The organism is Cupriavidus basilensis, assembly GCF_029335485.1.
Classification (GTDB): Bacteria; Pseudomonadota; Gammaproteobacteria; order Burkholderiales; family Burkholderiaceae; genus Cupriavidus; species Cupriavidus basilensis_E.
Genome location: NZ_JARJLM010000288.1, coordinates 1 through 18,023 on the forward strand (window position 1 = coordinate 1; position 18,023 = coordinate 18,023).

General features: G+C 64.3%; 16 protein-coding genes. 2 read left to right on the forward strand and 14 right to left on the reverse strand.

The window, feature by feature from the left end; genetic code table 11:
* The 14 genes from P3W85_RS16910 to P3W85_RS16975 all read right to left on the reverse strand — a co-directional run.
* Window positions 1–905: alpha/beta fold hydrolase (locus tag P3W85_RS16910; protein ID WP_276265623.1), on the reverse strand; the 905-nt coding region annotated here is incomplete at its 3' end.
* A gap of 111 nt (window positions 906–1,016) precedes the next feature.
* Window positions 1,017–1,919 (reverse strand): SDR family oxidoreductase, encoded by a 903-nt coding sequence (locus P3W85_RS16915; protein ID WP_276265624.1) that lies wholly within the window; start codon window positions 1,917–1,919, stop codon window positions 1,017–1,019.
* Between the two features lie 81 nt (window positions 1,920–2,000).
* Window positions 2,001–2,936: a glutathione S-transferase family protein gene (locus P3W85_RS16920; RefSeq protein ID WP_276265625.1), complete on the reverse strand. Its 936-nt coding sequence runs from the start codon at window positions 2,934–2,936 to the stop codon at window positions 2,001–2,003.
* Window positions 2,937–3,047: 111 nt separating this feature from the next.
* Window positions 3,048–3,869 (reverse strand): SDR family oxidoreductase, encoded by an 822-nt coding sequence (locus tag P3W85_RS16925; protein WP_276265626.1) that lies wholly within the window; start codon window positions 3,867–3,869, stop codon window positions 3,048–3,050.
* Between the two features lie 4 nt (window positions 3,870–3,873).
* Window positions 3,874–4,728 (reverse strand): class II aldolase/adducin family protein, encoded by an 855-nt coding sequence (locus tag P3W85_RS16930; RefSeq protein ID WP_276265627.1) that lies wholly within the window; start codon window positions 4,726–4,728, stop codon window positions 3,874–3,876.
* Window positions 4,729–4,863: 135 nt separating this feature from the next.
* Window positions 4,864–5,874 (reverse strand): NADP-dependent oxidoreductase, encoded by a 1,011-nt coding sequence (locus P3W85_RS16935; RefSeq protein ID WP_017223856.1) that lies wholly within the window; start codon window positions 5,872–5,874, stop codon window positions 4,864–4,866.
* Window positions 5,875–5,967: 93 nt separating this feature from the next.
* On the reverse strand, window positions 5,968–7,254 hold the full coding sequence (locus P3W85_RS16940) for a serine hydrolase domain-containing protein (RefSeq protein ID WP_430869559.1): 1,287 nt from the start codon (window positions 7,252–7,254) through the stop codon (window positions 5,968–5,970).
* A gap of 207 nt (window positions 7,255–7,461) precedes the next feature.
* On the reverse strand, window positions 7,462–7,905 hold the full coding sequence (locus P3W85_RS16945) for a PaaI family thioesterase (protein WP_276265628.1): 444 nt from the start codon (window positions 7,903–7,905) through the stop codon (window positions 7,462–7,464).
* A gap of 95 nt (window positions 7,906–8,000) precedes the next feature.
* Window positions 8,001–8,783 carry an SDR family oxidoreductase gene (locus P3W85_RS16950; protein ID WP_017223853.1) on the reverse strand — a complete coding sequence of 261 codons (783 nt, stop codon included), beginning with the start codon at window positions 8,781–8,783 and terminating at the stop codon, window positions 8,001–8,003.
* Between the two features lie 73 nt (window positions 8,784–8,856).
* Complete coding sequence (locus P3W85_RS16955) at window positions 8,857–10,707, reverse strand: acyl-CoA dehydrogenase (protein WP_276265629.1); 1,851 nt, start codon at window positions 10,705–10,707, stop codon at window positions 8,857–8,859.
* Between the two features lie 208 nt (window positions 10,708–10,915).
* Window positions 10,916–11,347 (reverse strand): PaaI family thioesterase, encoded by a 432-nt coding sequence (locus tag P3W85_RS16960; RefSeq protein ID WP_276265630.1) that lies wholly within the window; start codon window positions 11,345–11,347, stop codon window positions 10,916–10,918.
* Window positions 11,348–11,363: 16 nt separating this feature from the next.
* Window positions 11,364–12,542: an acetyl-CoA C-acyltransferase gene (locus tag P3W85_RS16965; RefSeq protein WP_276265631.1), complete on the reverse strand. Its 1,179-nt coding sequence runs from the start codon at window positions 12,540–12,542 to the stop codon at window positions 11,364–11,366.
* Between the two features lie 131 nt (window positions 12,543–12,673).
* A complete protein-coding gene (pncA, locus tag P3W85_RS16970; protein WP_017223849.1) occupies window positions 12,674–13,309 on the reverse strand; it encodes a bifunctional nicotinamidase/pyrazinamidase in 636 nt (211 codons plus the stop codon).
* A gap of 107 nt (window positions 13,310–13,416) precedes the next feature.
* The gene (locus tag P3W85_RS16975) at window positions 13,417–15,498 is read right to left on the reverse strand and encodes a 3-hydroxyacyl-CoA dehydrogenase NAD-binding domain-containing protein (RefSeq protein ID WP_276265632.1); all 2,082 of its coding nucleotides are present in this window, start codon (window positions 15,496–15,498) and stop codon (window positions 13,417–13,419) included.
* Window positions 15,499–16,516: 1,018 nt separating this feature from the next.
* Here P3W85_RS16975 and P3W85_RS16980 point away from each other — a divergent pair.
* Window positions 16,517–17,725, forward strand: a complete 1,209-nt coding sequence (locus P3W85_RS16980) for a hypothetical protein (protein WP_276265633.1) — start codon at window positions 16,517–16,519, stop codon at window positions 17,723–17,725.
* 135 nt (window positions 17,726–17,860) lie between these two features.
* Window positions 17,861–17,992, forward strand: coding sequence for a hypothetical protein (locus P3W85_RS16985; RefSeq protein ID WP_276265634.1), 132 nt, complete (start codon window positions 17,861–17,863; stop codon window positions 17,990–17,992).
* Window positions 17,993–18,023 lie beyond the last annotated feature (31 nt).

Consider the following 18,023-nt stretch of genomic DNA (forward strand, 5'->3'; position numbering starts at 1 on the left):
CGGATCAGCAGGTTGATGCGCTCGGGTTGCTCGTGCACCACCCAGTGGGTGCCGTCGGGGATGCGTTCCAGCCGCATGTCCGGCACGAACTGGTCCAGGCCGTCCAGCAGGCTCTTGGGCAGCGCGGTGTCGCGCTCGCCCCAGATCACCACCGTGGGCACCCGCACGGTGAAGGCAGCGGGATCCAGCTTGGAAATATCGGGCGGCGTCTCGCCCGGGCCCGGGGGATGCATCGGCGAGGCGCGGTAATAATTGACGCCGCCGGTCAGCGGATGCGAGCCGCCGGCGCCGGGCTGCGACCATGCCGCGTGGTACTTCTCCCGCGTTTCGCCGGCGAACCAGGGCGCCGCCTGCTTGCCCTGGCCGTTCAGGAAGCCCTCCAGCCTGGCGAAGCCATCGGCCGCCAGCGCCTCTTCCGAACCGGGCTGGCGCAGCCAGTTCATATACGCGGAGGCGGCCTGCTGCTGCGGATCGCTGGTCAGCGCCTTGGCAAACACATAGGGATGGGGCGAGTTGATGATGACGAGCCGCTGCACCAGTTGCGGGAACTGGATGGCGAGGTTCCAGCAGATCGCGCCGCCCCAGTCATGGGCGACCACCACGCAGTGCGAGTAGCCCAGCGCGCTGATGAACTGCACCAGGTCTTCGACGATGTGTCGGGGCCGGTAGGCATCCACGTCGGCCGGCTTGCTGGACAGGTTGAAGCCGCGCAGGTCGGGGGCGACCGCGAAATGGGTCTTGCCGAATTCGGCGAGCTGGGCTTCCCACTCGTACCAGAACTCCGGGAAGCCGTGCACGAACAGCACCAGCGGCTTGCCGCGCTCGCCCGCGCTGGCATAGTGCAGGCGCGTGCCGTTGGGCAAGGTGGCATATTGCAGATGGCGAATGACTGCAGGTTTGGTCATGAAATCCTCCCTTGCCGCAATGGCTGACCGTCTCCGATGGACTTGCTGCTGCGCAGCAGACCCGGCCGGCGGGGAAAGCGCCGCCCGCCCGGGCTGCCTGCTTGTTGCTGGCTATCCGCGCAACGCCGCCACCAGCCCGTCACGCACACCCGGCTTGTCGGCGAACGGGTCGCCCGGGTTGCGCTGGCCAATGATATCTTCGAAGCGCTGCCGCACGGGTGCCAGCGACTGCGGATGCGAGTAAATATAGAAGCCCTGGTTGCGGATCGCATCGAAAGTGAGCTGCGCCACCTCGGCGGCAGTGACCTTGCCCGAGCTGACCGCCTTGTCCGACATGGCCTGCGACACCAGCTGCGAGCGCGTGGGCGGTGCATCGTTGGCCAGTCCGGCCGGCCGGTTGCGGCCCGACTGCGTGATGCCGGTCGGCACGAAATACGGGCACAGCACCGAGCAATGAACCTGCTCGCTGACCAGGCTGAGATCCTGGTACAACGATTCCGACAGCGACACCACGGCATGCTTGGAGACGTTGTAGACGCCCATCGCGGGCGGATTGAGCAGGCCGGCCATCGAGGCCGTGTTGACGATATGGCCCTCGAACGACGGATCCTTCTCCGCCGCCGCCAGCATCAGCGGCGTGAAGATGCGCACGCCGTGGATCACGCCGTAGAGATTGACACCCAGCACCCATTCCCAGTCGCGCTCCGTGTTTTCCCACATCAGGCCGCAGGCACCCACGCCCGCGTTGTTGAACAGCAGGTTGACCTGGCCAAAGGCGGCGATCGCGGCATCGGCCAGGGCCTGCACCTGTTCGGCCTTGGACACATCCACGCGCACGCCGATCACCGGCACGCCCTGGGCCTTGAATTCCGCCACCGTGGCGTCAAGCGCGTCCTCCTGCACATCGGCCAGCACCAGCTTCATGCCGAGCCCCGCGGCCTGTTTGGCGAACTCCTTGCCGAAGCCGGATGCGCCACCGGTGATCACCGCGACCCTACCCTGGAATTGCTTCATCTTGTCGTCCTCTCGTCTATGTCGCTTATTTCGCTGTTATGGTTGAACTCGTGCGCGCCCCAGTGCGGCGAGCCGCGCGCGTCAGCCCGCGCGCTGTACCTGATAACCCTGGCGCGGGAAGTGCACATTGACGGCGCCCGCGCGCGGATCCTGGCGCCGCAGCGTGACGGTGTGCGCATCCAGCGCCACCAGCACGCCCGCCACCGGATCGCGCGCGTAATCGGTGGGCGTCACCGTGACTGCATCGCCCGCTTCGAAACCGCTACCGGCGGCCACGCCGCGCGGCTGTGGCGCGGGATCGGTGCGATGCGCCACGGCCAGGGCGTCCGCGCCGGTGACCACGCGGACCTTGCCATGGCCATGGGCCTGCATGCGCGCGTACCAGGCCTGCAGCGCCGGATAGGCATCCAGAATGCTTGCCAGCTCGCTGGCTCGCTTGATAAACCAGACGTTGTGATACAGCGAGAAATCCGCCACCGACAGTTCCGGCCCGGCCACATGCGCGACACCCGCATTGAACTGCTGCTCGAGCCGGCCGAAGGTCTCGTGCAGCAGGGCAATAGCCTCCGGCAGCGGCATGCGCAGCGCATTGGTGTCGCCCCGCATGGCCTTGCGGTCGGCCGAGAAGGCCTGGATCTGCGCCGGCGTGAGGTGGCCCAGCATGCTTTGCACGCCGGCCGGCTGGAACAGGTAGGTGACGGCCGCGGTAAACAGCGCCGTGTCGATCCAGCCGGCGGCGAGGCGCGCGCTGGCGGCCTGCGCGGCAGGATAGATCGCAGGCGCGGGCGCCACGCGGTCGATCACCTCGCAGATCAGCGCGGTATCGCAATAGATATCGGCGCCGACCTGCAGCACGGGGGTGCGACGGTAGCCGCCGGTCAGCGCCACCACATCGGGCTTGGGCAGGATCGGCGGGATTTCCACCGCCTGCCAGTCCAGGCCCTTGGCACCCATCAGCAGGCGGATTTTTTCCGAGAACGGCGAGGTTGCGTATTGGTGCAGGATAAGGTCTGCCATGATATCCGGATTGCTCGTGTTGTCTGCCTGGTTGTACTGCCGATGCCCGCCGCCTTCCGCTCCGCCGATGCTGCCCGGCGTTGATGCGAGGCGCGTGCCCGCAGGGGTGGGCTACCTGCCCGCCTGCTTCAATGCCTTGAGCGCCATGTTCTCGACCAGGCGCGGCGCCAGCAACTTGAGCCACAGGCCGAGCCGGCCCTTGGCCGTCATGACCAGCTCGCGCTTGCGCGTCGTCATGGCCGCCAGCATCTGGCGCGCGCATTCCTGCGCGCTCATGGCGCCCTCCTCGCGCAGCCGGCTTTCACCCAGCGCACGTCCGTCGGGGCCAAAGCCGTTGATGCGGGTGTCGGTGGCCACGACGCCAGGAAACACCACGCACACGTCCACGCCGGTGCCGCGCAGCTCCGCGCGCAACGCCTCGCAAAAGCCAGCCAGCGCGAATTTGCTGGCGGAATAGGCGGTGCGGCCCGGCACGCCGATCTTGCCGGCCAGGCTGGATACCGCCACCATCAGGCCACCGCGCTTGCGCAGGTGGGGCAGCGCCTCGCGCGTGCACCACATGGCGCCGAAGTAATTCACGCGCATGACCTGCTCGTAGTAGCCGTGGTCGGACACCTGCTCGAAGTAGCCGTGGGCGGACACGCCGGCGTTGTTGACCAGCACGTCGAGCACACCGTATTGCGCAACCACCGTGGCCACCAGCCGCCGGCAGTCAGCCTCATCGGATACATCGACGCGCCAGAACGCCACCTCGGCGGCCGGGTACTGGCGGCGGATGCGCTCCGCCAGCGCCTTGAGCATGTCCACGCGGCGGGCCGCCAGCGCCAGCCGCGCGCCCTGCTGCGCCAGCAGCAGGGCCAGTTCGGCGCCGATGCCGTCGGAGGCGCCGGTGATCAGCACGACCTTGCCGGTGAATGGTGCAAGCGCGGCCATGGCTTCAGTCCAGCAGGTCGGGCTGTTCCTTCACGATGCGGGCGTACAGCGGCTGGAACTGGAACCAGCCCGCCTGCGCGGTGCCGACGATCGAGTAAGCCTGGCGCGCGGCCGCGTCGGAAATCACTTTCAGCGGCGCGCCGGTGCGCGCGGCGGCGGCCTCGGCCAGCAGTTGCACCTGGCAGGAGCGCTCCATGGTGATGAACCACCAGGCGGCTTCGTCCACCGTCTTGCCCACCGTCAGCAGGCCGTGGTTCTGCAGGATGGCAGCCTTGTTGCCGCCCAGCGCGTTGGCGATGCGCTGGCCTTCGTCCAGTTCCACCACCACGCCACCGAAATCGTCGTAGACGGCATGGTCGTTATAGAAGGCGCACACGTCCTGGGTCAGCGCATCGAGCGGGCGCCCAAGCGTGGACCAGGCGCGGCCATGGGTGCTGTGGGAGTGCGCGGCGGCCACGGCGTCGGCGCGGGTCTGGTGCACGCGCGAATGGATGGCGAAGGCTGCGGCATTGACCGGGTAGTCGCCCTCCACCACATCGCCGTGGTGATCGCAGCGGATCAGGTTGCTCACCTTGACCTGGCTGAAATGCACGCCGAAGGGGTTGACCCAGAACGTATCCGGGAACTCCGGGTCGCGTGCGGTGATATGGCCGGCCACGCCTTCGTCGAAGCCAAACCTGGAAAACAGGCGGAAGGCCGCGGCCAGCCGCTGCTTGCGGTGCAGGCGCTCCTCCGCCGGCGTATCGAACTTGGGCGGGCGCGGCAGCATGCGGTACCTGGCCTTGACCTCCTCGGACAGGCCGGCGCCCATTTCATCCTGGTCGGCCTGGGGCCTGGTGTCATCTGCAGGGGCATTCATGGGGAGTCTCCTCTTTTCTGGTTGGCTTGCTCCCCTCTCCCCATGGCGGGAGAGGGAGTAAACACCGTCGGGCACTTCGGACGGCTTTGGCGCATCCTGCCGGCTTCGGCGAATGCCGCTGGATCGCCCCCTTTCCTACACCAGCTTGACCAGCTGCTTGCCGAAGTTCTTGCCCTTGAGCAGGCCCATGAAGGCTTCCGGCGCGCTGGCCAGGCCCTGGGCGACGCTTTCGCGGAACTTGATCTTGCCTTGCGCCACTGCGGTGCCGAGTTCCTGCAAGGCCTGCGGCCAGACGTCCATGTGCTCGGACACGATAAAGCCCTCCACGGTCAGGCGCGACACCAGGATCAGCTGCGGATTCTTCAGCGGCATCGGCTGGCCGTCGTAGCCGGCGATCATGCCGCAGATGGCAATGCGGCCGAAGGCGTTCATGCGCGCGAGCACGGTGTCGAGGATCTCGCCGCCCACGTTCTCGAAGTAGCCATCCACGCCGTCCGGGGTGGCTTCCTTGAACATGGTGTACAGCTCCTTGCTGTCCTTGGCCGCCTTGTAGTCGATACAGGCATCGAAGCCAAGTTCATTGACCACGTAATCGCACTTGTCCTTGCCGCCGGCAAAGCCCACCACGCGGCAGCCCTTGAGCTTGGCCAGCTGGCCCACCACGCTGCCGACCGCGCCCGATGCCGCGCTCACCACCACGGTCTGGCCGGCCTTCGGCTGGATGATCTTGTTCAGGCCATACCAGGCCGTGACGCCGGGCATGCCCACCGAACCAAGGTAAGCCGACAGCGGGATATGGGTGGTATCGACCTTCTGGATGCCGAGACCGTTGGTGACCCCCATTTCCTGCCAGCCGAACATGCCGACCACCTTGTCGCCGACGGCATACTTCGGATTCTTCGACGCGGTGATCTCGCCGACCGTGCCGCCGATCATGACTTCGCCCAGCGGCTGCGGCGTAGCGTAGGACTTGCCCTCGTTCATGCGGCCGCGCATATAGGGGTCGAGCGAGAGATAGTGGTTGCGGACCAGCACCTCGCCGTCGGCCAGCTCGGGCACGGGCACCTCTTCCAGGCGGAAGTTGTCGGGGGTAACCGCGCCGGTGGGACGCGAGGCCAGGACGATGCGCTTGAAGGTGTTCGACATGATGGCTTCCTTACAGTGAAATGGACAAGGACACTCGTCCTTTGTCGTTCGTTGTGGGTGATGCCTCCCCGGCTTCTCGACGGGGCGGCCCGCTTATTTCATCAATGACAATGCCAGTGCCCGGTACGCGCGATGCGTGACGGGGTCGTTGGCGCCATTGGCCGCAATCGGATGCGAAGCGTAGCGCACGATGGTCAGCTCTGCCTTCGGATCGATATAGATCCGCTGGCCGTGGATGCCACGCGCCTCGAACACGCCGTGGTCATCGTTCGACACCCACCACATCGAGCGGTAGCTCCAGCCCGGCAGTGTGGCATAACCGGCCTTGGCGAACTTGGCGGGATCGCCTCCGCGGCGGATATCGGCGACCACTTCGGCCGGGATGATCTGCTGGCCATTGAACCGGCCGCCGTTGCGCACGGTTTCGCCAAAGCGGGCCAGGTCGCGCAGCGTGGTGTTGAGCCCACCGCCGCCGGACTCGCTGCCGACGCTGTCGACCATGAAATAGGCATCGCTCTCCGCGCCCATCTTCTGCCACACGCGCTCGGACAGCAGCCTGGCGAGCGATTGGCCGGAGGTCCGTTTGACGATCCAGGCCAGCACTTCGGCATTGACCGTCTTGTAGGCGAAGGCCTGGTCGTGCTCGCCCTCTTTCTTCAGCGTGCCGAGAAATTCATAGAACGTCTTGGGGCCCGCATAGCCAGGCTCGCGCGGCATCATGCCGCCGGCGCGGCTGTAGTCCCAGATCTCGGCCTTGGGGTCGGCGTAGTTTTCCGAGTACTTGACGCCCACCGTCATGTCCATCACCTCGCGCACGGTGGCGTCGCCGTATGCGGTATCCGCCATTTCCGGCAGGTAGCGCGTCACGGGCGCGGCGGGATCGATCTTGCCGTCGGCCACGAGCATGGCGGCCAGCGTGCCGACGAAGGACTTGGTCACCGACATCGCGATATGCGGCGTATGGTCGTCCAGCGCGCCGAAGTATTTCTCGTAGATCACGCGGCCCTTGTGCATCACCAGGATGCCGTCGGTATAGGTCAGGCCCAGCATGTCGCTGAAGGTGCGGTGGGTGCCGTCGGCATCCGTGAACGGCACGCCGCCGATATCGCGCTCGGCGCGTGGCAGTGCCGCTACCGGGCCGCGGCCATGCCAGACCGACGCGGTGGGGACCAGTTCGCGGATATGCGAAAAGCTCCAGCGGGTACGCGGGAAGCCATTGCTGGCGGGGGTAAAGCTGATGACCTTGTCGGCCGCGGGGGGAAAGCCCTGCATCCAGCCTGCCGTGACGGGGTCGGTGGCTGCCGCAGACGGAAAGCTGGGCGCCGCCGGCGCGGCGGCAGGCGGAACGGGGGCATTCTGGGCTTGGCCCGGCTGGTACATGGCAAGAGTTCCTGCGCCGCAGACGGCGAGCACGGTCAGTTTCAGCAGCCGCGTGGCGGCCATTCGTTCAAACAGCATCTTGTCTCCATTCTTGGTTTTATAGGTGCTGCATGCCGGTTGATTCCGGCTTCCCTGCCGGTGTTACGGCTGTCCTTTCCCGACTCTCCGGCCGGTGGCGCGCGGCTGGCGCCGCCGGCCGCGCCCGGTTCAGCCGTCGGCGCCGGTATCGGCGGCACCGGCGGACGCGCGCTGCGGCGGCATGCGCTTGACGTACTTGAACGTGCCCGATCCGCGCGACACGATCCTGCCCTCGCCGTCGACGATCTCGGCCTCGCAGAAAACCATGGTGGTGGTGCGGTGCACGCACTGGCCACGGGCGATCAGATTCCCCCGGCCGGGCGCCATGAAGCTGGTCTTCATCTCGATGGTTACCACGCCGCGGCCGTCGGGGTCGGCGGCGCGGCCTGCAATGGCCATGGCCACATCGAGCAGCGTCATCAGCACGCCGCCGTGGGCCATGTCCCAGCTGTTCTGGTGGCGTTGTTCCAGCGCCAGCTGGATCTCGCTGCCCTCCTTGTCCATGCGGGTGCATTGCACGCCGAGCGAAGCGAGGAAGGGAATCTTGAGCGGAAAGGCGTTGCTTTGGGTCATGTTGGCTAATGAGGCGGAAACGGTACGGTCGGCTGCGGAACCAGTGCAAGGCGAAAGCCCCGCAACCCGCATGCCAACCGCATTAGAGCACGGGATCAGACCGCGCTCACGCCACCATCCACCGCCAGCACCTGGCCGGTGATGTGCTTGCCGGCGGCGCTGGCGAACAGCAGCGCCGCGCCCTTCAGGTCTTCGTCGTCGCCCAGCCGGTGCAGCGGCACCGAGGCGCACATGGCTTCCACGCCCAGGCGGTCCAGCGAGCCCTGGGTCATCTTGGAGGGGAAGAATCCCGGCGCCAGCGCGTTCACCGTGATGTTGTGCTCGCCCCACTCAGCCGCCAGCGTGCGGGTGAAGTTCACCACCGCGCCCTTGGAGGTGTTGTAGGCAATGGTCTCCATGGTGCCCGGCGGGTTGCCCGCCAGCCCGGCGATGGAGGCCACGTTGATGATGCGGCCATAACGGCGCGGGATCATCGACAGCTTGCCGATGCGCTGCGACAGCAGGAACACGCCGCGGATATTGAGGTTCATCACCTTGTCCCACGCCTCCACCGGGTGATCTTCGGCAGGCGCGCCCCAGGTGGCGCCGGCATTGTTGACGAGGATGTCGACATGGCCCAGCTTGGCCAGGGTCTCGTCGGCCAGGCGCGCGATATCCGCGTCGCGGGCGCCGTCGGCGGCGATCCAGTCAGCCTCGATGCCAAGCGCCTTCAGGTGGGCTTGCGCCGCTTGCAACTCGTCCGGCTTGCGCGCCGACAGCACGATGCGCGCGCCCTGCTCGCCGAGCGCTTCGGCAATCTGCAGGCCGAGCCCGCGCGAGCCGCCGGTGATCAGTGCCGTCTTGCCCTTGAGATCGAACAACTGCTGGATGGTGTTCATTGGGGTCTCCCGATATCGTGTTGCGGGCGCGCATCCGTGTGCGCGCCCGATCGTCTTGCGCAGCCGCCGGTGCTCAGAACCAGGCGTCCTGCATGTCCAGCGTGGTGCGGTCCAGCGAGGCCAGCAGGTCCAGTTGCGGTCCCACCTTGGGCAGCTCCCAGCGGAAAAAGTATTCAGCCGCCGCCAGCTTGCCGCGATAGAAGTCCTGGTCTTCCTGGCTGGTAGCGCCCGCGCGGGCAGCCTGCGCTACCAGCGCCTGCTCCAGCCACGTCCACGCCAGCACCACATGGCCGAAGGCTTCCAGGTAGACCGAGGCATTGGCCAGCGTCACCTTGGCGTCGCCCGCCGCCCACAGCGCCTGCGTGACTTCCGCCACGCGCTTGACGGCGGCGCCCAGCGCCTTTGCATGGCTGCCCAGCGCAGCGTCGCCACTGGCCAGCGCACGGCCGATGGTGGCCTGGATCTCTTCGCCCAGCGCCGCAAACGCGGCACCGTCCTTCATCACCACCTTGCGGCCCAGCAGGTCCAGGCCCTGGATGCCGTGGGTGCCTTCGTGGATCGGGTTGAGTCGGTTGTCGCGGTAGAACTGCTCGACGTTGTACTCGCGGGTGTAGCCGTAGCCGCCATGGACCTGGATGGCCAGGCTGTTGGCTTCCAGGCACCACTGCGACGGCCAGCTCTTGGCGATGGGGGTCAGGATATCCAGCAGCAGCGCCAGGCGCTCGTGCGCCGCACCCTCGGCGGCACGCTCCTGGTCCACCAGTTGCGCGCAATACAGGTTCAGGGCCAGCCCGCCTTCCACATAGCTCTTCTGCGCCAGCAACATGCGGCGGATGTCCGCGTGCTCCACCAGCCGCACCTGCGGGCTGGCCGGATCCTTGCCGCCGGGGCCGATCGGGCGGCCCTGCGGGCGGTTGCGCGCGTATTCCACCGAGTGCAGGTAGCCGGTATAGCCCAGCATCACCGCGCCCAGGCCCACGCCGATGCGGGCCTCGTTCATCATATGGAACATGCAGGCCAGGCCCTTGTGCGCCTCGCCCACCAGGTAGCCGATTGCGCCGGCCTTGCCGCCCGGCTTGTACTTCATGCCCTCGCCGAAGTTCAGCAGGCAGTTGGTGGTGCCGCGATAGCCCATCTTGTGGTTCAGGCCGGCCAGCACCACGTCGTTGTGCTCGCCCAGGCTACCGTCGGCATTGACCAGGTATTTCGGCACGATGAACAGCGAGATGCCCTTCACGCCGGGAATCAGCCTGCCGTCCGGGCCGGGGATCTTGGCCAGCACCAGGTGCACGATATTGTCGGACAGCTCGTGCTCGCCGGCCGAGATCCACATCTTGTTGCCGCGCAGGCGGTACTGCTGGCCGAGCGGCGATTCGCCCTCGTAATCGGCGCGGGTGGTGATGTCCGACAGGGACGAACCCGCCTGCGGCTCGGACAGGCACATGGTGCCGAAGAAGCGCCCCTCCATCTCCGGCTTGACGAAGGTTTCCACCTGCGCCGGCGTACCATGCGTGAGCAGCAGGTTGGCGTTGCCGATGGTCAGGAAGGGATAGGAGCTGGTGCCGACGTTCGCCCCCTTGAAGTAGGCGAAGCCGGCCTTCTCCACCACCACCGGCAGCTGCATGCCGCCGATCTCGTAGTCCTGCCCGGCGGCCATCAGGCCGGCCTCGCAGAAGGCCTTCAGCGCGGTCTTGACCTCGGGGATGATGGTGACGGTCTCGCCATCGAAATGCGGCTCGTGCTGGTCGTTCTTCTTGTTGTGCGGCGCGAACAGGTCGGTGGCGATCTTCTCGCAGGTATCGAGCGCGGCGTCGAAGGTCTCGCGGGAATGGTCGGCATAACGTGGAATACGGGTCAGCCCCTCGACCTTGAGCCATTCGTACAGCACGAAGTTCAGGTCACGGCGGGAAAGGATCAGCGACATGGCAGGAAACGGCTCCCAGACTGGAAGGGGAAATCAAAGATGCGCGACCCGGCGGCGGCGCCTCGCATGACATGGCATGGCATGGCGGCTTCGCGGCATGGATCGTCGCTGTCTCCACGGCGGCGCGCTCTCACGGCGCACCGCAAATTCTGTCAATGGCATGGGGAAAGAGAAAGCGCTCGCGCGCCCTCCTCTCCCTGCCTTGTTTCTAGCTACCTTCGCCCAGGCGTGCGATGGTGCCCTGCGCCACCGCACAGAGCTTTTCCTCGCCATCCTTGCGCACGAAGACATCGCAGCGCGCCACCGCCTGCTGGCGGCCGCGGCTGACGCACTCGGCGCGGGCGATCAGCAGGTCGCCGATCGCCGGACGCAGGTAGTTGATCTTGTACTCCGAGGTAACGACCGGCACCGCCATGGCCGCGCCGCCCGCATAGGTCAGCGCATTGTCGGCCAGGTAACTGACCACGCCGCCATGCAGGAAGCCGTGCTGTTGCTGCAGGTCCTGCCGCAGCGGCAGGCGCAGCTCGGCATGGCCGTCCGCGGACAACGCAGCCAGCTCGGCGCCGACCAGCACGGAAAACGGCTGGCTGGCCAGCACCGCACGACCATGTGCGAGCACCGGGTCTGCATGGTCGCCCATGATGCCGTGCCGTCGCTCAGAGGACTTCGAACAGGCCGGCCGCGCCCTGGCCGCCGCCGATGCACATGGTCACCACCACGTACTTGACGCCGCGGCGCTTGCCTTCGATCAGCGCATGGCCGACCAGGCGGGCACCCGAGACGCCGTAGGGGTGGCCCACCGCGATGGCGCCGCCGTTGACGTTGAGGCGATCCATCGGGATGCCCAGCGTGTCGGCGCAATACAGCACCTGCACGGCAAAGGCTTCGTTCAGCTCCCACAGGCCGATATCGCCCACGGTCAGGCCGGCCTTCTTCAGCAGCTTGGGCACCGCGAATACCGGGCCGATGCCCATTTCGTCAGGCTCGCAACCGGCCACGGCGAAGCCGCGGAACGCGCCCAGCGGCTGCAGGCCCTTGGCCTCGGCCACCTTGGCGTCCATCACCACGACAGCCGAAGCGCCGTCGGAGAACTGCGAGGCGTTACCGGCCGAGACCACGCCACCGGGCATGGCGGTGCGGATCTTGGCCACGGCTTCCAGCGTGGTGTCGCCGCGGATGCCTTCGTCGGCCGAGACCGTGACTTCCTTGGTCATCAGCTGGCCGGTGGCCTTGTCGGCCACGCCCGCGAGCACCGTGATCGGCACGATTTCGTCGTTGAACTTGCCGGCTTCCAGGGCGGCGAAGGCGCGCTGCTGGCTGCGCACGCCGTACTCGTCCTGGCGCTCGCGCGAGATGTTGTAGCGCTTGGCCACGTTCTCGGCGGTCTGCAGCATGTTCCAGTAGATTTCCGGCTTGTTCCTGGTCAGCCAGCTTTCCTGGATCATGTGGCGGTTCATTTCCTGCTGCACGCAGGAAATGCTTTCCACGCCGCCGGCAACGAAGATGTCGCCTTCATCGGCGATCACGCGCTGCGCGGCCATGGCGATGGTCTGCAGGCCGGACGAGCAGAAACGGTTGACGGTGGCGCCGGGCACGGTGACCGGGCAGCCTGCGCGCAGGGCGATCTGGCGCGCGATGTTGGCGCCGGTGGCGCCTTCCGGGTTGGCACAGCCCATCAGCACGTCTTCCACTTCACCAGCGTCGATCTTGGCGCGGGCGATAGCGTGCAGGACCGCATGGCCGCCCAGGGTGGCGCCGTGGGTCATGTTGAAACCGCCCTTCCAGCTCTTGGCCAGGCCGGTCCGTGCGGTGGATACGATGACTGCCTCTTTCATGTCTTGCTCCTCGGTATCTCTGGTATCTGGTGACCTGCGGCGTGCCTTCACGTCCGGCAGTGTCATTCAATGTGTCTGGCTACGTTCAGCCGTATTAGCTTGGTCAGGCGATCCGTCGGGTTCGGTACGGTTCAGTACAGCAGGCCGGCCGACTGCAGGCGCTGCGCGCCCGCGGCTTCCAGGTCCAGCCACGCACGCGCCAGCGACCCGCCGAGATCGATGGCGCGGCAGGCGTCCTCGATCACGATGGCCTCGAATCCTGCAGCCCGGGCGTCGAGCGCGCTCCAGGCAACGCAGTAATCCGTTGCCAGTCCCACGCAAAACACCCGGCGCACGCCGCGCTCCCGCAGATAGCCGCCCAGCCCGGTGCGGGTGATGCGATCGGCCTCCATAAAGGCCGAGTAGCTATCCACCTGGCGATGATGGCCCTTGCGGATCACCATCTGCGCATGCGGCACGTCCAGCCCGGCGTGCAGCGCCGCGCCGTGGCTGCCCTGCACGCAGTGCGTGGGCCACAGCACTTGCTGGCCATAGGGCAGCGCCACGGTCTGGAACGGCTGTGTGCCGGCATGGTTGGCGGCAAACGAGACGTGGCCGGCGGGATGCCAGTCCTGGGTCAGCACCACATGCGCAAACGCCGCCGCGAGGCGGTTGATCACGGGCACGACTTCATCGCCATGCGCCACGGCAAGCGCGCCGCCCGGCATGAAATCGTTCTGCACGTCGATGACCAGCAGGCAATCTTCGGGGCCGTACTGCTTGACCATGCCGCTACTCCTTGCCCGGTGACCGCATTGCGATCTGTGGTGGAAACCCCGCGCGGCTTTACCCGGCCGCGCGGCATCGAATCGCCCTGGCTATGCTCGGCCGCGACTTAGCCGTTGAAGCCCTTGCCCTCGGCGGCCAGCTTCTCCAGCAGCGGCGCTGCCTTCCAGGCTTCACCGTGGTAGCCCTTGGCGTAGCGCGCCATCGACTGCGCCACGTTGAACAGGCCGACCTGGTCCGCATACAGCATCGGGCCGCCGCGGAACAGCGGGAAACCGTAGCCGGTCAGGTAGACCATGTCGATATCCGAGGCCTTGGATGCAATGCCTTCTTCCAGGATCTTGGCGCCTTCGTTGACCAGCGCGAACACCAGGCGCTCGACGATCTCCTCGTCGGAAATCTTGCGGCGGGTGATGCCCAGGTCCTTGGAGTGCTGCACGATCATGTCGTTGACCTGCTGGTTCGGATACGGCTTGCGGTCGCCCGCCTTGTAGTCGTACCAGCCCGCGCCGGTCTTCTGGCCGTAGCGGCCCTGCTCGCACAGCAGGTCGGCGGTCTTCGAGTACTGGATGTCCGGCTTGTCCACGGCGCGGCGCTTGCGGATGGCCCAGCCGATATCGTTGCCGGCCAGGTCGCCCATGCGGAACGGGCCCATGGCAAAGCCGAACTTCTCGATGGCCTTGTCCACCTGCTCGGGCAGCGCGCCTTCGTCCAGCAGGTAGCCGGCCTGGCGGCTGTACTGCTCGATCATGCGGTTGCCGATAAAGCCGTCGCACACACCGGATACCACGGCGGTCTTCTTGATCTTCTTGGCGATCTGCATGACGGTTGCCAGCACGTCCTTGCCGGTCTTCTCGCCACGCACCACTTCCAGCAGCTTCATCACGTTGGCCGGGCTGAAGAAGTGCATGCCCACCACGTCCTGCGCACGCTTGGTGAAGGAGGCGATCTTGTTGACGTCCAGCGTGGAGGTGTTGGACGCCAGGATCGCGCCCTGCTTCATCACCTCGTCCAGCTTCTTGAAGACGATTTCCTTGACGCCCATTTCCTCGAACACGGCTTCGATCACCATGTCCGCGTCCTTGATGTCGTCATAGGACAGCGTGGTGGTCAGCAGGCCCATGCGCTGCTCGACCTTCTCTTGCGTGAGCTTGCCCTTCTTGGCGCTGTTCTCGTAGTTCTTGCGGATCGTGGCCACGCCGCGGTCCAGCGCTTCCTGCTTGGTTTCCAGCATGATCACCGGGATCCCGGCGTTCAGGAAATTCATGGTGATGCCGCCGCCCATGGTGCCGGCGCCGATCACGGCGATCTTCTCCAGCTTGCGGGTCGGCGTGCCTTCCGGTACGTCCGGGATCTTGCTGGCGGCACGCTCGCCAAAGAAGGCGTGGCGCAGCGCGCGCGATTCCGGCGTGGTGATCAGGTACATGAAGCCTTCGCGCTCGGCCTTCAGGCCGGCTTCGAACGGCAGGAGCGACGCTGCCACGGCGTCCACGCACTTCAGCGGCGCCGGGAAGCTCTTGGCGACGGCCGCCACGGTATTGCGGGAGAAGGCGATGAAGCCTTCGGCGTTCTCATGCTTGACCTTCAGGTCGCGCACCTTGGGGTACGGGCCAGGGTTGGCAGCTGCCGTCCTGGCGAAAGCCACGGCCGCGGGCAGCACGTCGCCGTCCACGATCTCGTCAAACAGTTTGGTGCCGGCAAACTTCTCGCTGGGGATGGCATTGCCCGACACGATCATGTTCAGGGCCGCTTCCAGGCCGATCACGCGCGGCAGGCGCTGCGTGCCGCCGGCGCCGGGCAACAGGCCCAGCTTCACTTCCGGCAGGGCGATCTGCGCGCCCTTCGAAGCCACGCGGTAGTTACAGCCCAGCGCCAGCTCCAGGCCGCCGCCCATGGCCACGGAATGGATCGCCGCCACCACCGGCTTGCTCGAACCTTCGACCACCTTGATCACCGAATGCAGCGTCGGCTCCTGCGTGGCCTTGGGCGTATTGAATTCGCGGATGTCCGCGCCGCCCGAGAAGGCCTTGCCGGCGCCGGTAATGACGATGGCCTTGACGGCCGCATCGTCCAGCGCACGGGTCATGCCTTCGACGATGCCGAGCCGGGTGCTGAGACCCAGGCCATTCACGGGGGGATTGTCGAGCGTGATGACGGCTACGCCGTCCTGAACCTGATACTGCGCTGTCATGCTGGTTCCTTTGGAAACTGAAAGTTGTCTCGGGATTCGAATTCTCGAATTATTGTTCTGGGCGAGGCGCCAGGCCACCGCCCGACCCGGGGGAAAACCGCATGCCGACGCCCCCTGGCCGATGCCCGCCCTATCGCGAGCGGATCAAGCATACACAAAATAGCACGGTCGTTCAATTTCATTTTGGGGCCGGCCGGGCGGCGCCATGCGCCCGGTTCATGGGCAATCTCATCGGCGTGCATTCAAGCTGCCGACGGCCACTTAAAAGCTAGGGTAAGTCCCGAGCGCCATGGCCCATGCAGCACATTTCGCGATGTTTGAGTAATGCCTCTACTCACAGTAGACGACTCTCCTGACAGAAGCGCCACGACCCTCGGATTTGCCCGGAGAAGCAGGTAAGCGAGGGATCTTGACGGACAGCATCCAAGAAAGTCGGGTGCCGCATCATTCCTGCATGCAAGTCGACAGCGATCTGAAATCTCCTGTGGCGATCAGTGCGCGGTCCCAAGCCGGCGCTGGCTCACATCGCCCGCCTCCTCCAATCCGCCGCTGCACGACTATCAGGCGTGATTCATCAGCCACCCACAAGACGCCGACGACGACTCGCTCTTCTTATGTAGAAGAAATAATAACAATTGATTGGGAAATTTCCCGAAACGACTAAAGAAAATTCCTAATTAATCCAAAACAATACATACATTAACGAACTTATTAAAAAACGATCAAGACTAGGGATATCACTCATTGAAGCTCATCAATTTTCATACAAAACTTATTAACAAACAATAAAGCATCATCAACAATCCAACGAAATTCAACCGGACTCACCCCGATCTCAAAGCCTTTACGGAGGACAAGCATGCCCAATTTGAGCTACCTTTTCACCGACATAAGAGGTTTCCTATTGCAATCAAGTAGGAGAATTCCGATAGGTGTCTGCCCCGAAAAATTTGGACCGATAGCACTATCCGGCGCTCTAATCCCAGGATGGCAATCTGAGCAATCATCGGATCTCGTCTTGAATCCAGATCTTTCTTGGATAGCAAACGACTCATTCTCCGAAGCAGGCAGTAAACTTCTATTTTCTCATCCGTTACTTCCAAACGACAGTGAAAGCTACACCAAGGATCCACGCGCCGTTGCAAATCGATGCGACAGCTACGTCAAGAGCACTGGAATCGCCGACACAGTCTCCATTGGCATGGAACTTGAATTCAACCTTCTAAAGGGAATTAAGTATCAAACCGACGCCGACAAAAATATAGTGGAATTGGAGGAAATTGACGGATGGCCGAATAACGCAAAGAATCTCACCACTGGCTATCGCATTGGGCATCGCAGTATGCATCTTCATCCACAGCCAAATGACCAGTTTATCAAGATTCGTGAAAAAATCTGCATCGAGTACGAGAAACTCGACATACAGCCTGTTCACCATGGTCACGAAGCAGGACCGAGCCAACAAGAAATTGGAGTAGCCCACAAGCCTTTACTTCGGGCGGCCGATGAACTCCAACTTCAGAAACACGTTATCAAGAATGTTGCCATCGCAAACGATCTGACAGCGACGTTCATGCCAAGGCCGATTCCCTACGCAGAAGGAAATGGGCTACACGTCAACATATCGCTATGGAAAGATGGCCGAAATATATTCCATTGCGGCCCGCGCAACCCAAGTCACCTGAGTCAGACAGCGCTTCATTTCATTGGCGGGATTTTATATCACCTAAGACCCCTTAATGCAATTACCAATCCCACGGTAAATAGCTATCGACGCTTGAATCACATCTATTCACTTATGCGACCTGCCGGATGGGGGTATCACAATAGACTTGCGGCGATACGGGTACCCCACTTCATTAGCGAGGAGGAATGTCGAATCGAAATCAGATTCCCGGACCCATCCTCGAATCCATATTTGGCCCTTTCCGCACTGATCTGCGCCGGCATTGAAGGCATCGAGGAACGGCGCATGCCTCCCGAGGAGGAGCGATTGTCACCAAAGTGGTTTGAGAGCCCTTTTAACGCTTCAGTTTCCTCGGAGGCGATGGCTCCAGATCTTAGGTATGCATTGGAAGCGCTTGCCAACGGGAGCACTTTCCTGACAGCGAATAAAGTTTTTGATCCTCAACTGATTCAAGCAATTGTCGACGATGGTAGCTTTTTCTGGCATTGGGCTGCTTCGACCCCTGCCCCGCAGGAGTATCAAGTCTTTTTTACCCATTAACTGGATTAGCTCCATCTACCCAGCTTTGCGCAATCTCGCGCAAAGGCGCAGGGTCGCCTGCGCAAAATTCAAAATGAGAGTTAACTATGCAAAATAATATCGAAATTGACTTCGGCGACGTCCTTCTGCGCAAGGATGAAGATCCAGCGAAATCGCATCCGTGTGGCGGCAGCGGTGGCAGCGGTGGAAGCGGAAGCGGCAACGGTGGTTGCGGCGGAAGTGGGGCTGGCGGATGCGGTGGAAACAGTGGTGCTTAATGGAATTTAGCAAATAGAGCGGTGTGGCGCATGGAATGAAT

Coding starts and splice junctions, on each gene's coding strand:
- P3W85_RS16975 (WP_276265632.1), bottom strand. CDS start 15,498: ATGACAGCGCAGTATCAGGTTCAGGACGGCGTAGCCGTCATCACGCTC.
- P3W85_RS16925 (WP_276265626.1), bottom strand. CDS start 3,869: ATGGCCGCGCTTGCACCATTCACCGGCAAGGTCGTGCTGATCACCGGC.
- P3W85_RS16960 (WP_276265630.1), bottom strand. CDS start 11,347: ATGGGCGACCATGCAGACCCGGTGCTCGCACATGGTCGTGCGGTGCTG.
- P3W85_RS16940 (WP_430869559.1), bottom strand. CDS start 7,254: ATGTACCAGCCGGGCCAAGCCCAGAATGCCCCCGTTCCGCCTGCCGCC.
- P3W85_RS16945 (WP_276265628.1), bottom strand. CDS start 7,905: ATGACCCAAAGCAACGCCTTTCCGCTCAAGATTCCCTTCCTCGCTTCG.
- P3W85_RS16950 (WP_017223853.1), bottom strand. CDS start 8,783: ATGAACACCATCCAGCAGTTGTTCGATCTCAAGGGCAAGACGGCACTG.
- P3W85_RS16930 (WP_276265627.1), bottom strand. CDS start 4,728: ATGAATGCCCCTGCAGATGACACCAGGCCCCAGGCCGACCAGGATGAA.
- P3W85_RS16955 (WP_276265629.1), bottom strand. CDS start 10,707: ATGTCGCTGATCCTTTCCCGCCGTGACCTGAACTTCGTGCTGTACGAA.
- P3W85_RS16965 (WP_276265631.1), bottom strand. CDS start 12,542: ATGAAAGAGGCAGTCATCGTATCCACCGCACGGACCGGCCTGGCCAAG.
- P3W85_RS16935 (WP_017223856.1), bottom strand. CDS start 5,874: ATGTCGAACACCTTCAAGCGCATCGTCCTGGCCTCGCGTCCCACCGGC.
- P3W85_RS16920 (WP_276265625.1), bottom strand. CDS start 2,936: ATGGCAGACCTTATCCTGCACCAATACGCAACCTCGCCGTTCTCGGAA.
- P3W85_RS16985 (WP_276265634.1), top strand. CDS start 17,861: ATGAAGATCCAGCGAAATCGCATCCGTGTGGCGGCAGCGGTGGCAGCG.
- pncA (WP_017223849.1), bottom strand. CDS start 13,309: ATGGTCAAGCAGTACGGCCCCGAAGATTGCCTGCTGGTCATCGACGTG.
- P3W85_RS16915 (WP_276265624.1), bottom strand. CDS start 1,919: ATGAAGCAATTCCAGGGTAGGGTCGCGGTGATCACCGGTGGCGCATCC.